The sequence below is a fragment of the Mycobacteriales bacterium genome, assembly GCA_035533475.1.
GTDB lineage: Bacteria > Actinomycetota > Actinomycetes > DATLTS01 > DATLTS01 > DATLTS01.
The window spans coordinates 1-18,008 of sequence record DATLTS010000038.1; the positions used below are offsets into that span (position 1 = coordinate 1).

The 18,008-nt window shown below is 69.1% G+C and carries 17 protein-coding genes, 1 pseudogene and 2 riboswitches; of the genes and pseudogenes, 16 read left to right on the forward strand and 2 right to left on the reverse strand.

Annotated elements, in window-relative coordinates; genetic code table 11:
* Nucleotides 1–293, reverse strand: a 293-nt coding sequence (locus VNG13_08225; protein ID HVA60509.1) for an NADH-quinone oxidoreductase subunit H, incomplete at its 3' end; no start/stop codon positions are given.
* 101 nt (nucleotides 294–394) lie between these two features.
* Nucleotides 395–456, reverse strand: a riboswitch (Fluoride riboswitch).
* A gap of 180 nt (nucleotides 457–636) precedes the next feature.
* On the opposite strand from VNG13_08225, the gene VNG13_08230 reads away from it, so the two are divergent.
* From VNG13_08230 to VNG13_08280, 11 genes are all read left to right on the forward strand, one after another.
* Nucleotides 637–1,134, forward strand: a complete 498-nt coding sequence (locus VNG13_08230) for a CrcB family protein (protein ID HVA60510.1) — start codon at nucleotides 637–639, stop codon at nucleotides 1,132–1,134.
* A gap of 46 nt (nucleotides 1,135–1,180) precedes the next feature.
* On the forward strand, nucleotides 1,181–1,534 hold the full coding sequence (locus VNG13_08235; GenBank protein HVA60511.1) for a DUF190 domain-containing protein: 354 nt from the start codon (nucleotides 1,181–1,183) through the stop codon (nucleotides 1,532–1,534).
* Nucleotides 1,531–1,902 carry a CrcB family protein gene (locus VNG13_08240; GenBank protein HVA60512.1) on the forward strand — a complete coding sequence of 124 codons (372 nt, stop codon included), beginning with the start codon at nucleotides 1,531–1,533 and terminating at the stop codon, nucleotides 1,900–1,902. Before VNG13_08235 ends, VNG13_08240 begins: the two co-directional genes overlap by 4 nt.
* A 34-nt stretch (nucleotides 1,903–1,936) precedes the next feature.
* Nucleotides 1,937–2,257: a hypothetical protein gene (locus VNG13_08245; protein HVA60513.1), complete on the forward strand. Its 321-nt coding sequence runs from the start codon at nucleotides 1,937–1,939 to the stop codon at nucleotides 2,255–2,257.
* Nucleotides 2,258–2,474: 217 nt separating this feature from the next.
* Nucleotides 2,475–2,822, forward strand: coding sequence for a hypothetical protein (locus VNG13_08250; protein HVA60514.1), 348 nt, complete (start codon nucleotides 2,475–2,477; stop codon nucleotides 2,820–2,822).
* 93 nt (nucleotides 2,823–2,915) lie between these two features.
* The gene (locus tag VNG13_08255) at nucleotides 2,916–3,392 is read left to right on the forward strand and encodes a hypothetical protein (GenBank protein ID HVA60515.1); all 477 of its coding nucleotides are present in this window, start codon (nucleotides 2,916–2,918) and stop codon (nucleotides 3,390–3,392) included.
* Nucleotides 3,344–3,892 carry a hypothetical protein gene (locus tag VNG13_08260; protein HVA60516.1) on the forward strand — a complete coding sequence of 183 codons (549 nt, stop codon included), beginning with the start codon at nucleotides 3,344–3,346 and terminating at the stop codon, nucleotides 3,890–3,892. Before VNG13_08255 ends, VNG13_08260 begins: the two co-directional genes overlap by 49 nt.
* A riboswitch (Fluoride riboswitch) is annotated at nucleotides 3,890–3,951 on the forward strand. Its footprint overlaps the gene before it by 3 nt.
* Nucleotides 3,952–3,992: 41 nt before the next feature.
* Entirely contained in the window at nucleotides 3,993–4,421 is a 429-nt protein-coding gene (locus tag VNG13_08265) for a universal stress protein (protein HVA60517.1), read from the forward strand.
* Nucleotides 4,418–6,232 (forward strand): dynamin family protein, encoded by a 1,815-nt coding sequence (locus tag VNG13_08270; GenBank protein ID HVA60518.1) that lies wholly within the window; start codon nucleotides 4,418–4,420, stop codon nucleotides 6,230–6,232. Before VNG13_08265 ends, VNG13_08270 begins: the two co-directional genes overlap by 4 nt.
* Nucleotides 6,233–6,267: 35 nt before the next feature.
* Complete coding sequence (locus VNG13_08275) at nucleotides 6,268–6,978, forward strand: hypothetical protein (GenBank protein ID HVA60519.1); 711 nt, start codon at nucleotides 6,268–6,270, stop codon at nucleotides 6,976–6,978.
* A 321-nt stretch (nucleotides 6,979–7,299) separates the two neighbouring features.
* A complete protein-coding gene (locus tag VNG13_08280; protein HVA60520.1) occupies nucleotides 7,300–8,505 on the forward strand; it encodes a hypothetical protein in 1,206 nt (401 codons plus the stop codon).
* A gap of 147 nt (nucleotides 8,506–8,652) precedes the next feature.
* Here the strand turns inward: VNG13_08280 and VNG13_08285 are convergent.
* Nucleotides 8,653–9,105, reverse strand: a pseudogene (locus tag VNG13_08285) (hypothetical protein).
* Here VNG13_08285 and VNG13_08290 point away from each other — a divergent pair.
* From VNG13_08290 to VNG13_08310, 5 genes are all read left to right on the forward strand, one after another.
* Complete coding sequence (locus VNG13_08290; protein ID HVA60521.1) at nucleotides 9,089–9,388, forward strand: hypothetical protein; 300 nt, start codon at nucleotides 9,089–9,091, stop codon at nucleotides 9,386–9,388. The pseudogene VNG13_08285 and the gene VNG13_08290 sit on opposite strands and share 17 nt — an antisense overlap.
* 975 nt (nucleotides 9,389–10,363) lie before the next feature.
* Nucleotides 10,364–12,895, forward strand: a complete 2,532-nt coding sequence (locus VNG13_08295) for a bifunctional diguanylate cyclase/phosphodiesterase (protein ID HVA60522.1) — start codon at nucleotides 10,364–10,366, stop codon at nucleotides 12,893–12,895.
* Nucleotides 12,892–14,244, forward strand: coding sequence for an MFS transporter (locus tag VNG13_08300; GenBank protein HVA60523.1), 1,353 nt, complete (start codon nucleotides 12,892–12,894; stop codon nucleotides 14,242–14,244). The genes VNG13_08295 and VNG13_08300 overlap by 4 nt, the downstream gene beginning before the upstream one ends.
* A 775-nt stretch (nucleotides 14,245–15,019) precedes the next feature.
* Complete coding sequence (locus VNG13_08305) at nucleotides 15,020–15,505, forward strand: hypothetical protein (protein HVA60524.1); 486 nt, start codon at nucleotides 15,020–15,022, stop codon at nucleotides 15,503–15,505.
* 331 nt (nucleotides 15,506–15,836) lie between these two features.
* Complete coding sequence (locus tag VNG13_08310; GenBank protein ID HVA60525.1) at nucleotides 15,837–17,138, forward strand: hypothetical protein; 1,302 nt, start codon at nucleotides 15,837–15,839, stop codon at nucleotides 17,136–17,138.
* The last annotated feature ends 870 nt before the right edge of the window (nucleotides 17,139–18,008 follow it).

Sequence of the window (18,008 nt, forward strand, 5' to 3'; positions counted from 1 at the left end):
TATCCCAGCGGCAGCCCGTAGGTGGTCAGCACCGGGATGAGCAGCGGAACCGAGAGGTAACCGACGAACGCCACCAGCGGCGCCGCGAGGAACACCCAGCTGGCGTTCTCCGGGACCAGCGTCTCCTTGCGGTACAGCTTGCCCAGGTCGTAATAGGGCTGCAGCACCCGGGGCCCCCGGCGGCCCTGCACACGCGCCTCGACGGTGGCGATCACCCCCGAGATGCCGGGGGCGAAGACGAAAACGGTGGCGACCTGCAGGACCTGCACCGCGGGGTCGGGCAACGGGTTCATCGTTGCCCCAGCGTCACGGCAACCCGAGCACACGTGCCACCGGGGGCCCCTACCAGCACCGCGACCTCCACCTTCCCGCGACCACGCCCGAGGTGTCGTCGCGTCCGGTAGAGGCCATCAGCGGCGCCCCGCAGTTGTGGCGAGCCTCATCGCCAAGGACTTGCATTGTGCCGGCTGCCGGAGCGCCCGGCAAGTCGGCACGCCGACCTTACCTCGGTGCGGGGTGCCGGCCGGTTGGCGGGCGCTATCGTGGTGTCGCGTTCTGCGGCGGAGGGGCCCGCCTCGACTGCGGCGCCTCGCGCCGCCAACGGTCCCTACCGAGTTCGAGAGGTGGGACAAAGCCGTGCCGCGACGCGTGCACATCCGGTCGTCCGTCGCCGACGTCGAAACCAGTGCCCAGCCGCACAGGCCACGCCACCGGCACCGGTTCCCCCCCGACGTGATCGCGGCGATCGCGGCTGGCGGCGCGCTCGGGGGTGTGAGTCGGTACGGCATCGCCCGTCTGCTGCCGACTCCGGACGGGCGGTTTCCCTGGGCGACGTTCATCGTGAACGTGGCCGGGTCGTGCGTGCTGGCCGGGCTGCTGGTGCTGATCTTCGAACGTTGGCCACCGACCCGCTACCTTCGCCCGTTCGCCGCGGTCGGTTTCATCGGGGCGTTCACGACCTTCAGCACGTGGATCATCCAGACCGACCAGCTGGCCCGCGACGGTCATGTCGGGCTGGCCGTCGGTTACCTGCTCGGGAGCCTGCTCGCCGGGCTGTCCGGCAGCTCGCTCGGTCTGGTCGTCGGCCGGGCCATGGCCGGACTGCGCCCGCCGTCCCGGTCGACTGCAGACTAGCCAGCGTGGCCGATCACGCGCGCCCGCACAGGAGGGAGCACAGCTGATGCGTCTTCGAGGGTCGGCACAGCGGCTCACCGTGTTCCTCGGCGAGTCCGATGCCTGGCACCATCGCCCGCTCTACGTCGAGATCGTGCGCCGAGCCCACCAGGCGGGACTGGCCGGCGCCAGTGTCTTCCGCGGGGTGGAGGGATTCGGTGTGTCGAATCACATCCACACGCACCGGATTCTGAGCCTGTCCGAACACCTGCCCGTGGTCGTCGTCATCGTCGATACCGCGGAACGTATCGCCGACTTCCTCCCGCAACTCGACGAAGTGATCACGGAGGGACTCGTTGTGCTGGACGACGTGGACGTGCTGCGCTACGACGACGAGGACGCGGAGCTCGAGAAGCGGTGACTTTCCTCTACGTTGCCTTGGCCTCGGCGGCCGGCGCCCCCTGGCGCTACGTCGTCGACCAACTCATCCAGGGCCGCTTCGAGGGCGCCTTCCCGCTCGGCACCTTCGTCATCAACATCTCGGGTGCATTCCTGCTGGGCCTGCTGACCGGCCTGGTGAGCAGCCACATCCTGCCCGAGCTGACCGCCACCATCGCGGGCACTGGGGCGCTGGGCGCCTACACGACGTTTTCCACCCTCACCTGGGAGTCGCTGCGCCTGCTCGAGGACGGGGCGGTGTGGGAAGCCGCGGTCAACGTCGGCGCATCGGTCGTCGTCGGGCTGCTGGTCGGTGCGGCCGGACTGGCGCTGGGCCTTGCGCTCGGCTAGCGCCTGGCCGGGCGCAAGGCCTAGCATCGCCGCCGTGGCCACTTCCCGCGCCTGGGGGAAGGCGATGGCGGTCGCGGTTACCCGCGAGCAGCGACAGATCGCTCGCCTGGCCGACCCGTACGACCGGGCAGCAGGATACGGCCAGATGCTGGCTGAGCTGCACTACCAGATCATTGCGATCAGCCGTCGGCGGGACGAAGTAATCGTCGAACTCCTGCGCCAGCGACCCCGGCCGTCGCATCGGGACATCGCGGTTCGGATCGGCGTCGGACGCCAGCGCGTCGACCAACTGGCCCGCGCGCTGCGGGACGGCTCCCGCGGGTCGCTGAACGACGACTACGTCCGCCGGCGCTGACCGACGACGGCGATGAGGCGGCTGGTCGCCGGACTCTGGACGCCGCCGACGCCGAACCGGAGATACCTTGGCTACAGGTGATGGGGCCCAGCTCCAACCGCGACCACCGCTGACCGGTCCCTGGCCTGAGCAGGCCAGGAGGTTCCGTGCCCCGCTTCGGTGGTCGATCACGGCCCCGTCCCCCCGTGCACCGTCCGGCGCACGGGGGGAGCACCGGGTGACCGCGGAGCAGGCCGGTCAGCTGCTCGGGCGCCCGGGCTGGGCAGCCTGCCGGGAACGCGCGGACGCGGGGCGGCGGTGGATGAGCTGGTTCGCGCTGGAGAACTGCGGCACCCCGAGGCGACCGCCGTCACAGCGATCGCTGGGCTTCTGTCCTGAGCACATCTGGTGGCTGCAGACCTCGGGACAGGCGCCGAAGCCGCTGCCGTACGCCCACCAGCCGATCGTGCCGGCCGCGCTCGACGCGCTGGACGGGCCGGCTGTGCCGGGTTCGTCTCTGCCCCGCGTGTTCGTCTGCGAACGCGGCCACCGCCACCGCCCTGACCCTGGCCCAGCGACTCGATGATCCGCAGGTCGCCTCCGCCTACGTCGACATCCCGCTCTTCGAACCACCCGTCAGAGCGGTATTGCCTACCACGTCCCGGGCTCCCCCGCGGTCATGGTCGAACGCCCGCGCGAACAACCGAACGGCCAGCCCGGGCTGCGGCTTGAGGCTGTCGGCGGCCCGGACGAGGACGCTCGCGCGAGGGCGCGGGTGCGGGCCAGGGGGGCCGGGCCGGGTGCCGGTCTCCCCGACCCGTTCGCTCGCCTGATCGGACGCATCCGCGCGGGCTCGTGCCCGGTGTGCCGGGCCCCCGGAGCGGCGGAGGCCGCCTATCTGGACTGGCCGGCCGGCGCAGTTGGCCACCTGGATGTGGCCAACCGGCAGCAGGCGATGCTCTGCCCCGGACACCTGCACGACCTGAGTTGCGACGAGCACGCGGCCGCGGCCACCCTCGCCCGGCTACTGGCGGCCGAGGTGACCGAGGAGTCGCAGCGGTTCCTCGCGGACATCGGCTCGGCGTCGGCGCGGGCGCCCAGGTTCACGTGGCTGCCGCGCATCTGCCCGACGGCTCGAACCCGGGCGGGCCGCTGATGAGCGTCGGCGCCATCTTCCGGACCGGCCGGCTGGTCGGCGATGACGACTTGAAGCGACTGGCTGGGTTGAGAGGCGATCTGGACCCGCTTGCGCTACGACTCGCCCTCATCCTGATGCCGTACGGCCAGCCGGCTCACCTGTCCGCCCCGACCATGCACAAGGCGGACGATCTGCTTCGACGCTGGCGCCGGCAGGTCGCCCGCTGGGCGCAGGCACCGTCGCGGCCCCCGCCGGCTCACCTCGTCGGCGCCGCCCGCGCCGCGCTCGACCACGACCTCGACACCCGCCGGGTTGTCGAGACCCTGCGGCGCTCCGAATCGGACGCCGCGGCACCCGATGGCGCGAAGTTCGAGACGTTCGCCTACCTGGACCGCGTTCTCGGGCTTGAGCTCGTCCGGACATCGGGCGCCCCTCTCCGAGTAAGGCGCTGGCCACATCCGACCGGCTGCCCGAGGGGGCTGACCGGTTGCCACGTCCGGCGCGGGCAGGCACAATGAACTCCAGGTGATGAGGCTCGCCTCAATCGCGAGTGATCGCTGATGGCCTCTACCCGTACCGCCGCGGCTCGCGCGCGGCCCCGGGCAGTGGAGGCCATGGATGACGAGCCCAGCAGTCTTCAAGCGGGTCCTGGTCGGCTTCGACGGTTCCCCGGCGTCCCGCCACGCCCTGGCCATCGCCAGCGACCTCGCCGGCAGCGACGGCGAGGTGGTCGCGCTGGCCGTCCTGGACCCGACCGGTCCGGCGGAGTCCGCGGACGGTGTCCCCGCCGTCGACGGCGCCGGGCCGCTGTGGGTCGCCCGATGCTTCGACGACGCGCTGGCCACACTGCCCGGGAGCGTGGCACAGTTCCGTGTCCTCGGCGGGCGGCGGGTTGCCGCCGGGCTGTCCGAATACGCCGACACGCACGGCTTCGACCTGCTCGTCGTGGGCCGCCGCAGTAATCCCGCGGTCGGCGTCGGGCATATCCCGGAGGCATTGATGCGCAACGAGCGTCTCGCCGTCCTGCTGGCCCCGGAGCCGGCATGAACGTCAGCAAGCCGAGCGGGCCGACGGAGCACCCCCCCGCGGTCCTCGACGCCCAGGCCGCGCTGCGCACCTTGATGTCGCAGTTGCGGGACCTTCTGGCGTCGCCCGACTCGCAGCAGCTGGATGAGCTCGACGCCCGGCTCGGACGGGATTCGCTGCGCCTGCTCGTCGCCGGAGAGGCCAAGCGCGGCAAATCGACGCTGATCAACGCACTCCTGGGCCGGGAACTGCTGCCGACCGGGGTGCTTCCGCTGACCGCGGTCACCACCACCGTCCGCCACGACACCGACGAGCGCACCGAAGTGATCTACACTGACGGACGCCGCGAACGTCATCCGCTGAACGAGTTGGCCGGTTTCGTCACCGAGGTGGGCAACCTCGCCGATAGTCGCGGCGTGGCCGACGTAACCGTGTTCGTCGATGCCCCGCTGCTCGCTGCGGGCGTCGAGATGGTCGACACCCCCGGCACCGGTTCGATACACGAGCACAACACAGCCGAGGCGCTCCGCGCGTATACCCAGATGGACGCCGCCCTGTTCGTCGTCACGGCGGATCCGCCGATCACCGGCGCTGAGCGGGAGCTGCTCCGCCAACTCGACGCCCAGGCCGTGACCGTGCTCTGCGTGCTCAACAAGGCGGACCTGCTCGACCTGACGGACCTCGACAGCGTGATCGGCTTCACCCGTGCGGCGGTGACCGAGGCGCGCGGCCGCGACGTCGAGGTTTACCCGATCAGCGCACGCACCGCTCTCACCGCCGAACTTACCGGCGAACTCAGCGACCCTTATGCGGCCGGGTTCGCCAGGTTCAGCGACGCACTCCGCGGCTACCTCGATCGCTCACGCCGCCGGGATTTGCACTACTCGGCCGCGCAGCACAGCTGGCGGCTCGCTCGGCGCGCCGCCGAAGAGTGTGACGCCACCCTGGCCGGGCTCGCCATGGAGGCGGGTGATCTCGACCGCCGCCTGCGGCTCCTCGGCGAGCGTCTCGCTAGCATCGAGCGGGACCGGAAGGACGGCGAGTCGATCACCCAAGCCGAAATCCGCCGCCTCATCCGCGAGACCTCCGCGGCGGCGGCGGACCTCGTCGCTAGCCAGCAAAGCGCCATCGTCGACGCCGTCCACCGGCTACTCGCCGACGAATCGAAGGCGTCCCTGGGCGAGCTCGAGCGGCGCGGACGCGACTACATCGCCGACGCGACGCGCCTCGTCGTCGAGAACTGGAGAGCAGACCAGACCACGCGGCTCGAAGACGATCTATCCGCCCTCGAATCCCGGCTGGCGCAGCAGCTCGCTACCCACATCCGGGAAGCCAGAGCCGTGATCGCCGAGCTGTTTAGCATCGAGCTTCCCGAACAGCCCCCCCTCGCGGGCCTGCACCCGACCGGACGATTCCGGTACAGCTTCGCCGTCGATCCCGGCACCACCGAGATGCTCTCCGCAACCCTCCGAACGCACCTGCCCAGGGGGCTCGGACGTCGGCGCGTCGCCGGCTACCTCGAGTCGCAGGCAGTCCTGCAGCTCGACAAGCACGCCGGACGAGCCCGCGCCGACTTCCAAGACCAACTGCTCGACCACCTGCGGGGCCTCCAGCGCCAGCTCGACGACCGCTACGTCGAGGGTGCCGGCCGGCTTGCCCTGGCGCTCCGAAAGGCGGCAGACGCCAAGTCGGCAACTGCGAACGAGACGGCGGCGTCGGTCAGAGATCTCACCCGACGCCGCGACACGTTGAACCAGCTCGCCGACATGGCTCGATTGCTGACGAACTCGCTCGATGCATCAGATCCGACCGGCAGATGGGCGCCGGAATGAAGCGTCCCGTGGCTCACGCGGGGTGACCCGAAACCGTGTACTGGTGCTATTACTGCTACTCGACCAACGAGCACCCGAGCGGACCCTGCCGGACCTGTGGCCGTCCCGTTGAGGGGCCGGGACGGCTCACCCCCGAGCAGCAGCTCATCTGGGCACTCCATCACCCCGACGGAGACCGCGCCGTCCTGGCGGCGCGCGCGATAGCGGCCCGGCGCGTCGAGACGGCGATTCCGGTGCTCCGCGCGCTCGTCGAAGGCGGGACACCCGATATTTACGTCGCGAAAGAGGCGCTCTGCGCGCTGATCACTCTCGAGGGACCGCGTCGACTGCGAGACTTGTTGGACCAGCTTGCGGCCAACGGGCCGCTTCTCCTGCGAGAGATCGCCAAGGAGGCCAGGGTCGAACTACCGACCCTGCCGGGAGCCCGGCCGGGTCCGGCGACGGCCGCGCAACAGCCACTCACTACGAAAACAGGCGTGCGGACAACCCCCGGAATAAGAGTCACAAGGGCTAGGGTCGACGGGGACATGCCCGAGACACCAGCCCGGCGGCCCGTGACCCCGAAGACCCTCGCGGCCGTAGGACTGTGGGGGGCGACGACGACCGTCGTCGCCTACTTGCTGTCCTTCGGGTCGATGCCCGCGTTCGTCGTCCTGCTAGTCGTCTTCGGAGTGCTCGTGCGCCTAGTCGCGGTGCGGATAGCCAGGCAGCGTGGCAGCCAACCCCCGAAATGGTGGTCCATCTGACCAGCGACCGCGATACGCACGGATCTACCGGTCGTAAGCGGGGTCGGCCTGATCGTGGGCGGGGCGGAGACGTTTGCTGCGAATCTGTCGGCGGCCTCGGCCCGGCTGGGGGTGACCGCGTTCGCGCTGGCGGTGCCGTTGGCCGGGGCGGACCCGGAGGAGCTGGCGATGACGGTGACGGCGTCGGGCTGGGCTCCGAGGAGCACCCGCCCGCACCGATGGGGCGGCCGGGTGCTATGCCGTGCGCGGGGATGTGCCGGGCCGGATAGCGACGGTACGGGAGAATCTCCTACGCAATAGAGAGGGAGAGGGCGGTTAAGCGTGCCGACACCAGCATCGGTCCGCCGCCGGCGCAGCCCTGCGGTGTACCTGCGCCGGCGCGTCGCGGTCGCCGGGCTGCTCACCGTGCTGGCCCTCGTCGCGATCGCGGTCGTCCGCTCGCCCGGCGACAGAAAGCCAGTCGGGGCCGACGGCCGGCCGGGCACCCACCGCCCCGCGCAGCATGTTCGCCGGCTGACCCGCGCCGACCCGCCCAGCAACCTGTCCGTGGCCTCCGCCGGGGATCCTGGCTACCTCACGGTGGGGTCCGACCCGGCCGTGCTGCCCGGGCCGGTCCTGATCGCCGACAAGCTGAACAGCAGGCTGCTGATCGTCGACCCGCAGGGCCGGGTCCGCTGGAGCTGGCCGCGGCCGGGCGACCTCGCCCCCGGGCAGAGTTTCCGGATCCCCGACGACGCGTTCTTCGCTCCCGGCGGGCGCTACATCATCGCCACCCAGGAAGACGACTTCGTCATCACCGTCATCGACATCGCCACCCGCAAGATCGTCTGGCGCTACGGCCATCCGGGTGTCCCCGGCTCCGGCCCGGACTACGTGTGGAACCCCGACGACGCGATGCTGCTGCCCGGCGGCCGGGTGTTCTCCGCCGACATCAAGAACTGCCGCCTGATCGAGATCCCCTACGGCGGGCACGCGCTGGCCTGGTCCGAAGGCACGATCGGGTCCTGCACCCACAACCCGCCGGCGCAGTACGGCAGTCCGAACGGAATGTTCCCGATGCCCGACGGTCACTTCCTTGTCACCGAGATCAACGGCGACTGGGTCGATGAAATCGACACCGCCGGGCACGTCTACTGGGCGACCAACCCGCCGAACATTGCCTACCCGTCGGACTCCAACGCCATCGGCCCCGACCGCTACCTCACCGTCGACTACTCCTCCCCCGGGCAGGTGCTGATCTTCAACCGTGCCGGCCAGGCGATCTGGCGGTGGGATGTCACGAGCGGTCCGAACGAGCTGAATCACCCGTCGCTCGCGATGGCCCTGCCCGACGGTGACATCCTGCTCAACGACGACTACAACGACCGGGTCATCGTCATCGACCCGCGCCGCAACCGGATCGTCTGGCAGTATGGGCACGACGGTGTGCAGGGCACCGGACCGGGCTACCTCGACAACCCGGACGGCGTCGACCTGCTGCCGCCCTACTCCTACGCAGACCGCTACCAGCCGGTGGCTGCGAAGTAGTTCCCAAGGGGGTGCCTCAGGGTCCCGGCAAAGTTGACCTGAGCGTTATGCGAGCAATGGCAGGACCCGACTTGGATGCCGGCTGACGTGCCGGCAGGCGGCGGCGATGTTGGTGGCGCCGGTCCTTCGGTGGACGCTGATCGCGAGGTTACGTAGTGTGGCCATGACTTGGGGTCCGGCTCCGGTCCGGACTTGGGACAGGTCCTCATTGAACGTCACGTCACGGACCCAGTGCAGCCGGTTCTCGATGCCCCAGTGGCCGCGTTGGGCGTCGGCGAGCAGCGCGGGAGTGCTCTGCTGATAGTCCAGGTCGGTGATCAGGTACACGCTCTCGGTCGTCCAGCGGTGACCGCGCAAGGGCTTACGTCGGCGGGTCAGTTCGATCGCCAGACCCACGTTGGGGAAGCTGATGTTGCTCGGGGCTTGCACGAGCTTCATGGTCCGGTCTCGACTCGGCCGTGCCCCTTGTCGGTGGTGACGTCCACGGTCGGGACCTTGTAGGGTGCGTAAACTCGTGTCGCCGCCCAGATCGTGATCGTTTTCGCTCAGTCGCGGCCTTCTCTTCGATTCGGAGCCGTGACGGATGCCGTGGTCATGCATCTACCTGGGTCTTCGCCGCCTCTTCGCCTTGGTACTGCTGGCTACCCGCTCGGATGGTGCCAAGGAGATCGAGATCCTCGCGCTGCGGCACGAGATCGCGGTGCTCCGCCGGCAGGTGAAACGGCCCAGGTACCAGCCCGCGGACCGGGCGCTGCTGGCCGCCTTGGCGGGGGTGTTGCCGCGGCGACGCTGGGGCGTCTTCGGGGTGCAGCCGGCGATCATCCTGGGCTGGCATCGACGGCTGGCCCTGATCAACGACCCGACTCGCCCAATCCGTGGTTGATCGGCTTATCGCCACCAGCTACGAACTCGTCATCGATGCCGAGTCCTATCGTCGCCGGCGTGCGTTGGCTATTACGGCTGCCGGCCCCGTACGCAGGCGACAGGTCTGGTCCGTTGAATCCGAGCGTCGATGGTGTTAGGAAAGTTTCAGTTAGGACATTCTTGGCCCCGGGTGGCGAGCGTGCGTATCTGACGGTCAGGCATCCAGCCGGGGGCACGCAAGGTCTGTGACCTCGCCGGCGCAGCGATAGACGGGGCAGCAGCAGCAACGTAATGGCGTAGTAGCGCCGCGCCGTGTTGCAACCGGCAACAGGTGGGGCGTGAACGGTCGCGGGGGAGGGTGAACGGTGGAGGGACCGGCGATGCGGGTGGGTCACGAATTGGACCGCGGCGTCCGTCGCTGATGGCCTGGCCGGGGTCAGCGCACCTGGGCAGTTCCCGACGCGGATTCGACTCCTCGTCACCGCTGCTGCCAGGTCGTTGCCGATGTGGGCAGCGGTTGATCGAGCGTTTGCCGGCCGGTGGGCTGGTTAGCGGGTTATACGGACAAACTCATGCTGACCAGGCGAATTGATCCGAAAAGACCATGGCTAAGGCCTCCGTCCAAGGGCCAACCTGGCTGTTACCACAACGAACCCGGTCGACCCCCGAACGGAGGTGTCTCGTGTCGCTCACAGAGAAGTGGGGTTAAGCCGTGTCCCGTATCACCCCGAGACGATGAGCGCCTGGAGCCAGCCGTGATCAGCGGGTGGCTCCATGGTGCTTTATCGGCAGGTTTGCTCGCTTCCTTGAGCGTTGCGCTGGGAAAGGTAGTTCGGGGTTCGGGGTTCGGGGTTGCCGGTGGGCCTGGTCACTCATGGTCATTTGTGGACCAACCGGGGCGGGAACCCTTGTGGTCGTGGGCAGTGTGGGCGGATTATCCGAATTGTCCAACGTTTGCCGTTGACAAGGTTGCCGCAGGGAAGGGCGAAACCCGGTGTCTCAGGGTCGGGATGACCGTCGGCTGCATCTGCTGATCAGTGCTGTGCTGGGCGCAGGCGCGATCGCGACGGTGGCCTGCGCGGTGCTCGGCGTGGCGTCCTCGCCGAGCGCGCTGCGGCTGGCCGGGGTTTTGTTGCTTGTGGTGCTCGCGGACTTGAGCGAGATTCGGGTGCGGCTAGGTCGCCACAAGGTGACGTTCACCCCGGGTGAGGCGGTGCTGCTGCTCGGTTTTGTGCTGGTTGGGCCGGCTGCGGTGGTGCCGGTGACGGTGCTGGCGCTGACCGGGGTGGAGGTGTTCCGGCGGGTCCGGGCGCCGTTGAAATCGCTTTTCAACGTGGCCGCGTCTGCGGTCGCCACGTCCGCGGGGGCGGGGGTGTTGGCCCTCACCGGGCGGGTAGGTGCTGGTCCGGCGTCGTGGCCGGCGTTGGCGTTGGCCAGCGCGGTGGTGGTAGTGGTGCAGGGCCTGCTGGTCAGTGCGGTGCTCGGGCTGTCGACGGGGCAGCGAACCTTGGTGGTGTTCGGGCAGGGCAGCCGTTATCGGCTGCTGATCTGGGTGAGCAACGTGATCTTGGCGGTCGCGGTGCTGGCAGCGTGGCGGTGGGACCGCGCGCTGATCGTGGCGATTGTCGTGTTGATCGCCAGCGGCTCCGGCCTGATGCGGCGCCTGGTCCGGGCCCGTGACGACCTTGATTCGCTCAGGCGGCTCGATGTGGCGACCCGGGCGTTACCGGGGCTGGCCGAAGGCGAGGTGCTGGCCAGTGTCTGCGCGAAGGCCGCTGACCTGTTCGGTGTGCAGGTGGCTGAGATTGTGCTGTTGCCGCAGACCGAGTCCGGTGAGCTGCGGGTTTTTCGGGCCGGACCCGGCCAGGACGCGCGATGGCTGGTGGGCACACCCGTTGATCAAGCTGATGCGGTGGTCGGGGAGTTGTCGATCCGCCCCCGCGGGGATGGGCTGACGGTGGTGGTTCCGCTTCGCGCCGGCGCGTCGAGTGTGGGCGGGTTGCGGTTGGGGTTGCCCGGTCCGGGCTTGGGCGACAATGAGCGGCACCTGCTGGCCGCGTTGGCCACGACCGCGGGTGGTGCGGTGCTCAACGCGCAGATGTACACGGCTGCCTGCCGCAACGCCGAGCTGCTGCGGGCGGCGGCGGACGACGCGTGGCGGCAGGCCCGCCGGGACAGCCTGACCGGGCTGGGTAACCGCACCTTGTTGCTGGAGATCGGTGAGACCGCGATCGAGCAGGCGATTCAGACCGGCCGGCGGGTTGGGCTGATCCTGGTGGACCTGAACAACTTCAAGCAGGTCAACAGCACCCTTGGCCAGGGTGCGGGTGATGAGGCGCTGCGTCAGGTGGCGGTGCGGCTCGGCCAGCTGAAGGGGCCCGAGGACCAACTGATCCGCCTCGGCGGCGACGAGTTCGCTGTGCTGTTGGCGGACCGGACCGGTCTGGTGGAGATCACCGAACTCGCCGACCGGGTCGCGGCCTGCCTGCGGGAAGCCATCCCGGTGCATGACCTGCGGCTCGTCGCCGAGGGCCGGGTCGGGTTGGCGGTGGCCCCCGACGACGCGAGGGGCATCGAGGAGCTGCTGCGCTGCGCGGACATCGCGATGGACACCGCGAAACGCACCCGCAAACCGGTCCGCTGCTACGAGCCGGTTCTTGACGAGAAGAATCCCGACCGGTTGGCGATCCTCGGCGAGCTACGCAGCGCCTTGGAACGTAACGAGATCAAGCTTTACTACCAGCCCAAGGTTGACCTCCGGGAAGGGGGGATCACCGGTGTTGAGGCACTGTGCCGGTGGCAGCATCCGACCCGCGGGCTGCTCAGCCCCGATGCGTTCATCCCCGTACTGGAGCACAGTGAGCTGATCAACGAGTTGACCCGTAGCGTGTTGGGGCTGGCCTTAGCAGACCTGGCCCGGCTACGCCGCAGTGGTCACGCGGCCCTGACGGTCGCCGTGAATCTCAGTGCCCGCACGCTGCTGGATGACTCCATCCCCGACCATGTCGCCCGGCTGCTCTCCGAACACCACCTACCCGGCCGGCAGTTGATTGTTGAGATCACCGAAACACTGGCGCTGATCGAACTGGAAACGGTCGACCGGGTGCTCACCGGTTTGCGGGCGCTGGGGGTCCGGCTGTCCGTTGACGACTTCGGCACCGGGTACTCCTCGCTGACCTTCCTGCAACGCATGGATCTGCACGAGGTCAAGATTGATCGCTCGTTCGTGGCGCAGATGAACTCCAAACCGGGTGACCGCGCCATCGTCGAGGCCACCGTCCGGCTGGCCCGACAACTCGGCCTGGCCACGGTCGCTGAAGGTGTCGAAACCGACGAGCAGCTGCGGTCACTGCAGGTGATGGGATGCGACCAGGCGCAGGGCTTCCTCATCGCCCGACCGATGCCGCTCACCGAACTCACCGAACTTCTCGACAGCAACCGTGACGCCCGGCGGCTGCGGCCCGCGGGCGCGGCGGTGATCCCGCTGTCCCGAACCAACCCGGGGACACGCAAGGCGAGCGCGTGAGACCCGGGTCGGCCGGTGCCGGCCCCTACCGGGCCTTGGCGGGTAACCGGGAGATCCGCGCGCTGCTCTCCGCCTCGCTCATTTCCACCGCCGGTGATCAGCTGGCCCGGGTTGCGGTCAGCGTGCTCGTCTTCCAGCGAACCCACTCCGCGTTGCTGACCAGCCTCACCTACGCGCTCACCTTCCTGCCGGCACTGATCGGCGGACCGTTGCTCGGCGGGCTGGCTGACCGCTGCCCCCGCCGCACCGTGATGATCTCTGCCGACCTGATCCGGGCCGTGCTCATCGCCACACTGACCCTGCCGGTGCTTCCGCTTCCGGTGGCCTGGCTGCTGCTGGCACTGGTGACGATAACCGAGGCCCCGTTCGACGCCTCCCGGGCGGCGCTGCTGCCCCAAGCCGCCGGTGCCGGCTACCCGCGGGCGCTGGCAGCCGACCGCATCGTGCAGCAAAGCGGGCAAGTCGTCGGGTTCGCCGCCAGCGGCCTGCTGCTCCTCGCCCTCACTCCTCGGGCCACCCTGATCCTTGACGCCGCCACGTTCCTGATCAGCGCCGCAATTCTGCGCCGCGGAGTGCCCGACCGCGCTGCGGCCGCCCACGATCCGCACCCGGCGCCCGACCGGAAGACGATCGGGCGCCGCGCCATTACGGACCTGCGTGTCACCTTCGCTACCGTCACCGGCAACCGGCAAGCCTGGATGGCGGTCCGCACCGTATGGCTCGCCGCTGCCGTGGCCATCGTGCCGGAGGGACTCGCCGCGCCCTACGCCGCGACGCTGCGCCCGGGTGCCGCAACCGTCGGGCTGTTGCTGGCCGCCAACCCCGTCGGCAACGTCGTTGGGGGACTGCTCGCGGCCCGGACCCGCCCGGCAGCCCGGGTGAAACGACTCACTCCGCTCACCCTGCTGGTGTGCATCCCCCTCGGGCTGTGCGCGTGGCATCCCGGGTTGCTGCTCGTGGTGTTGCTGGTGGCCTGCTCCGGTGCCGGCATGTCGGTCAGCTTGCTCGCCCGCACCCTGTTCGTCGAAGCGATCGACGACACCGCCCGGGGCCGGGCGTTCGCACTCGCCGCCACCGGCATCACCGTCATCCAGGGGCTGACGATTGGCCTCGCCGGAGCAGCCGCCGACCACTGGTCACCCGCCACCGTCGTCGGCACCGCCGGGATACTCGGGATCGTGCTCACCGGTGTGCAATGGCAGGCCACCCGACGCGCCTACCACACCCCGACTCCCACCGCACGGCCCGACCACCCGCCGGTCGCACCGGCCGGCGCACCCCCCGAACAACCACAACCCGCAACCACCCCGCGGGAACCCTGGCGCGCCGCGCACTCAGGGCGCCGGTGATGCTCACCGTCGGGGTTTGCGGCGCGCTGCGTGTGGTGTTCCCCGCGACCGTCCAGGGTTGTCGCTGTTCCGGTCGCGGTCGGTCAACGGCGCGAACCTGGTCACGTTCTGTGTCGACCGGCGGTGTTCGCCAGCCGATCCTTCCCGTCCCGGCACCTGCAGACGGTGCTCGGCGCTGCGCCGTTGCGGATCGGTTTCACCTTTTGGGCCGCAGACGGCGACCATCATCATGGGCGCACAGGCGCCAGCAGCTGTCCGGTGTCCCGGGAAGGCCCACCGGCGCTCCGGCGGGTGGCACCACGGGTCTCCGCGGCGGGCCGGCTGCGGCTGTCCCGCATCACCGTGCACGGGGACGGGCCCGGGGAACGCTGCCCTGCCGGGCAGGCCCGTCATCGCCGGTGTCGGGCTGACGTTCACGCCGATCGCTGTCGCCGGCATCTCAGGGATCGCGCGCGATGAAACCGGCCTCGGGCCGGACTGGTCCAACACGACGCGCATCCGGTTTGCGTTTGACCTTCTCCGCCCGGCTTGCCCGCTTCTACCGTGTCACGATCACCCCGGTCACGGCCCGCCGCTGGCACCTCGTCAGTCCCATGATCGAGGCCTGAAAGCAACAGGAAGCGGAGCCTGGGAGGTGCGCCACGCGCGCATCTCCGGATGAGTCAACGACCCCGCCTACGCGCACTGTTGATGAGTCGACGCGCGCCCGGGGCGGGAGATCACCGACTGGAGTAGTTTGCCCGGAATGATCCGCAGCCAGCCAGGAGGTTACCCAGTGCGCACCACCGTCGCCACGATCGCCGGTGCTGCCGGCCTTGTCCTCGCAGCGGCCGGTGGTGCCGTCGCTGCCACCACGACAACGACAGTGATCACCGGTCCGGCGGTCAGTCGCACCGCTGCCCCGCGGATCGTCTGCGCCATCAATCCGAACGACCTCGCAGCGTGGCTCAGCTGCGCGACCCAGCAGTGCACGAAGACCGTCTGCCGTGACTCCTCGCAGCGGGTGTCCGTGGGTTCGCTCCGTGGCGCAGCTCCCGCCGTGGACACGGCGGCGCGTCCCGTATCCGTCCCGTCCGAACCGCACTCTCCGGTCACGGTGACCGTGTCGAACAGTGGGGGAGGAACCCAGGTTGAGGTCACCTTGGAGGGACGGCCACTGGTCGGGGCGTCGACGGGGTCCGGGCGGACCTGTGTCGGCGTCAGCTACCAGGTGCCCGTGTGTGCTGTGACCCCACAGGTCGTCGCCCCCCGTGCCGGCTGAGCGGGTACCTTAGCCGTCCGCGGGAGTGCGGGTAGCCATCGTTCCCCGGACACCTCCCCGGTGAGGGCAGGTAGTTCCCTCGGTGCGAAGGACATGAGGGGCGACCACACCCTCATGGCAACAGGCGCTGTCTCGGCGTAGGCACTGTCCTGGGACGGGTCGGCTCACGACTCCGGGGAACCCTCGTGCACAGCGACGGCATCGTGCAGATCGCCGTCGATGTCGTGCGGGCCGACCCGGTCGACGGTGGCGAATCCAGCGGGTAGAGACCCATCGGAGTCGATGGGCCGGAAGGCGTTTCGTCGTGGACGGAGCGAGTAATCTCGCGGAAGTGATCGTCTCCGATCCCCTCGCGGAGATGCTCGCTGCTATCGCGCGCGCTGTATATCCGACCGTTGCCGAGTTGGCGCGTGATCCGACCAGGGGCGCGCTCTTCACGGGCCTCCATGCGGCCTACTGGAGAAGTGGGTGGGGCGCTGAATTCTGCGAACGCGCGCTGGCGGATCCGCTGCTGGCCGGGGTCTTCCACGGTCCTGGCAGGGGTCAGTTCCTTCGGCCCGCGGAGTATCACGCGTCGATCATTCTTGGACCCGTGTACCTCACGGACGGGTACCTGACTGGGCGCCAGCTGGCGATCCTGGGAGTCGAGCTGCTCGGGCATGCGACTCGAGGTTGGCTAGTGGACGGCACCCTGACCGAGGAAGCGTACGTTCAACGGGCGCGGGCGGCGGTCTACGACTTCCGTTCACTGATGTCGGGCGAGGAGATCCTGGTCACGACGGTGTACGGGTTCACCGGTGTTGAGATCCCGGAAGGGACCTCAATATCGCTGCCTTTCGGTGTGCTACGCAGCCCTCTCGACACCGCTGAGCGTGGTCTTCTGCACGCCGAGGTGCTCCCGGAGACGTCGGTCTTCATCAGCACCGTCGGTCTTCGCGCGTTCCCCGGTGACGATGCCACCGAGATGTTCCGTGTCCACGGCGCGCCCGCAAGGCAAGCTGCCGACGACGCCGCGCGCAAAGCGGCCCTGGCCGTCACGCTCGCGGTGGAACGTGACCCGCCCGTGGGTGTCGCCCAGGCGTGGTCGATGATGCTCACTCCCTGGGCCCCCGGCTTGGCACGAACGGGGAATCAGCCCGGGCTCACGACCCCCTACCGGGTGAACGCGGCAGACGCTGAAGCGATCGCAACCATGTCGCGGCTCATTGGCACTCACTACCACGAGCGACTCGGCATCGCAGCTCGGCGTTGTCTGTCCGCGCTCGGCGAACGCCGCCACCCAACGGACAGTCTGATCGATGCCATGATCAGTCTCGAAAGTCTCTTCACGCCAGCGAGCCACGAGATCAGTTTCCAACTCGCCGCGTCACTTTCGCTTCTCCTGGAAAAGGATGAGGGCCGGCGGAAGGCCATGTTCAAACACGTCAAGGATCTGTACGGCACTCGAAGCAGAATACTCCACGGCGGGGATGACCCGAGCGTCCCAAACGTCCTTGATGATTCGATCGACGCGGCCACGCTCGCAGTGAGGGCATTGCGCACCCTGTTCCTGGAGCGGCCCGACCTCATCACCGCCGACGACCGAGTGCGACGACTCGTGCTGCAAGATCGGCCGCCCAACCCGGAAGGCTGATGCTCCAGCGGCGAATCCAGATTACCTCAACCCTCGTGGACGAGCGCAGGTTTCTGGCGAGGAACTCCACCCGAGCCATTCACCCCCTGGGCTTGAGCAACCATCGGGGCATGAGCAGCACCCGCAACGAACCGCACCCGGGAGCCGCCTGCCTGGTTTGCCGACCCTCCAACTCCGACGCCGCCGATGGCTGGTCCTGATGAACGACCCGACTCGCCCAATCCGTGGTTGATCGGCTCATCGCCACCAGCTACGAACTCGTCATCGATGCTGAGTCCTATCGTCGCCGGCCTGCGTTGGCTATTACGGCTGCCGGCCCTGTACGCAGCCGACAGGTCTGGTCCGTTGAATCCGAGCGCCGACCTGACGGGCCTGTCGCGGCGTCTTCGAGTGGAACGACCGGCAGCGCCGGTCTAAAGGCGGGAGTCTGGTGCCGTCGCCTGGCTGGCACCTGGCCGTGCCATCAAGCTGCCCGGGGAGGGTCACCCCGTACCGACGGGCATACCTCGATCTCGACCGGGCTGGCTCCGGCTTAACACCAGTCCGTCGTCCGCGGCGAGCGGGACAGTACCGGATCCCGGCCAGGTCGGGGCCGTCGCGCCGCGGATACTTGCGAAGGGTTCCAGCCACCTGGCGCGATTCGGGTTGACCCGGCCGCGGACCCGCATGGGGGCTCTACCATCAACCCCGTGGTCGTCAACGTCGGGGTAGTGAGGAACCCTTTCCGCGGGAACCTCCACCGGTTCTCCCGTCCACGGGCTGTCCGACGTTTGTGGGTCGTCGCCTCGGCCTTGGGATGATGCGGAGCAGACGCCCGCCGTTCAGGCGGGAGAGCCGACTGGACCAGCCTGTGCGGCGGTGTCCGCGGCG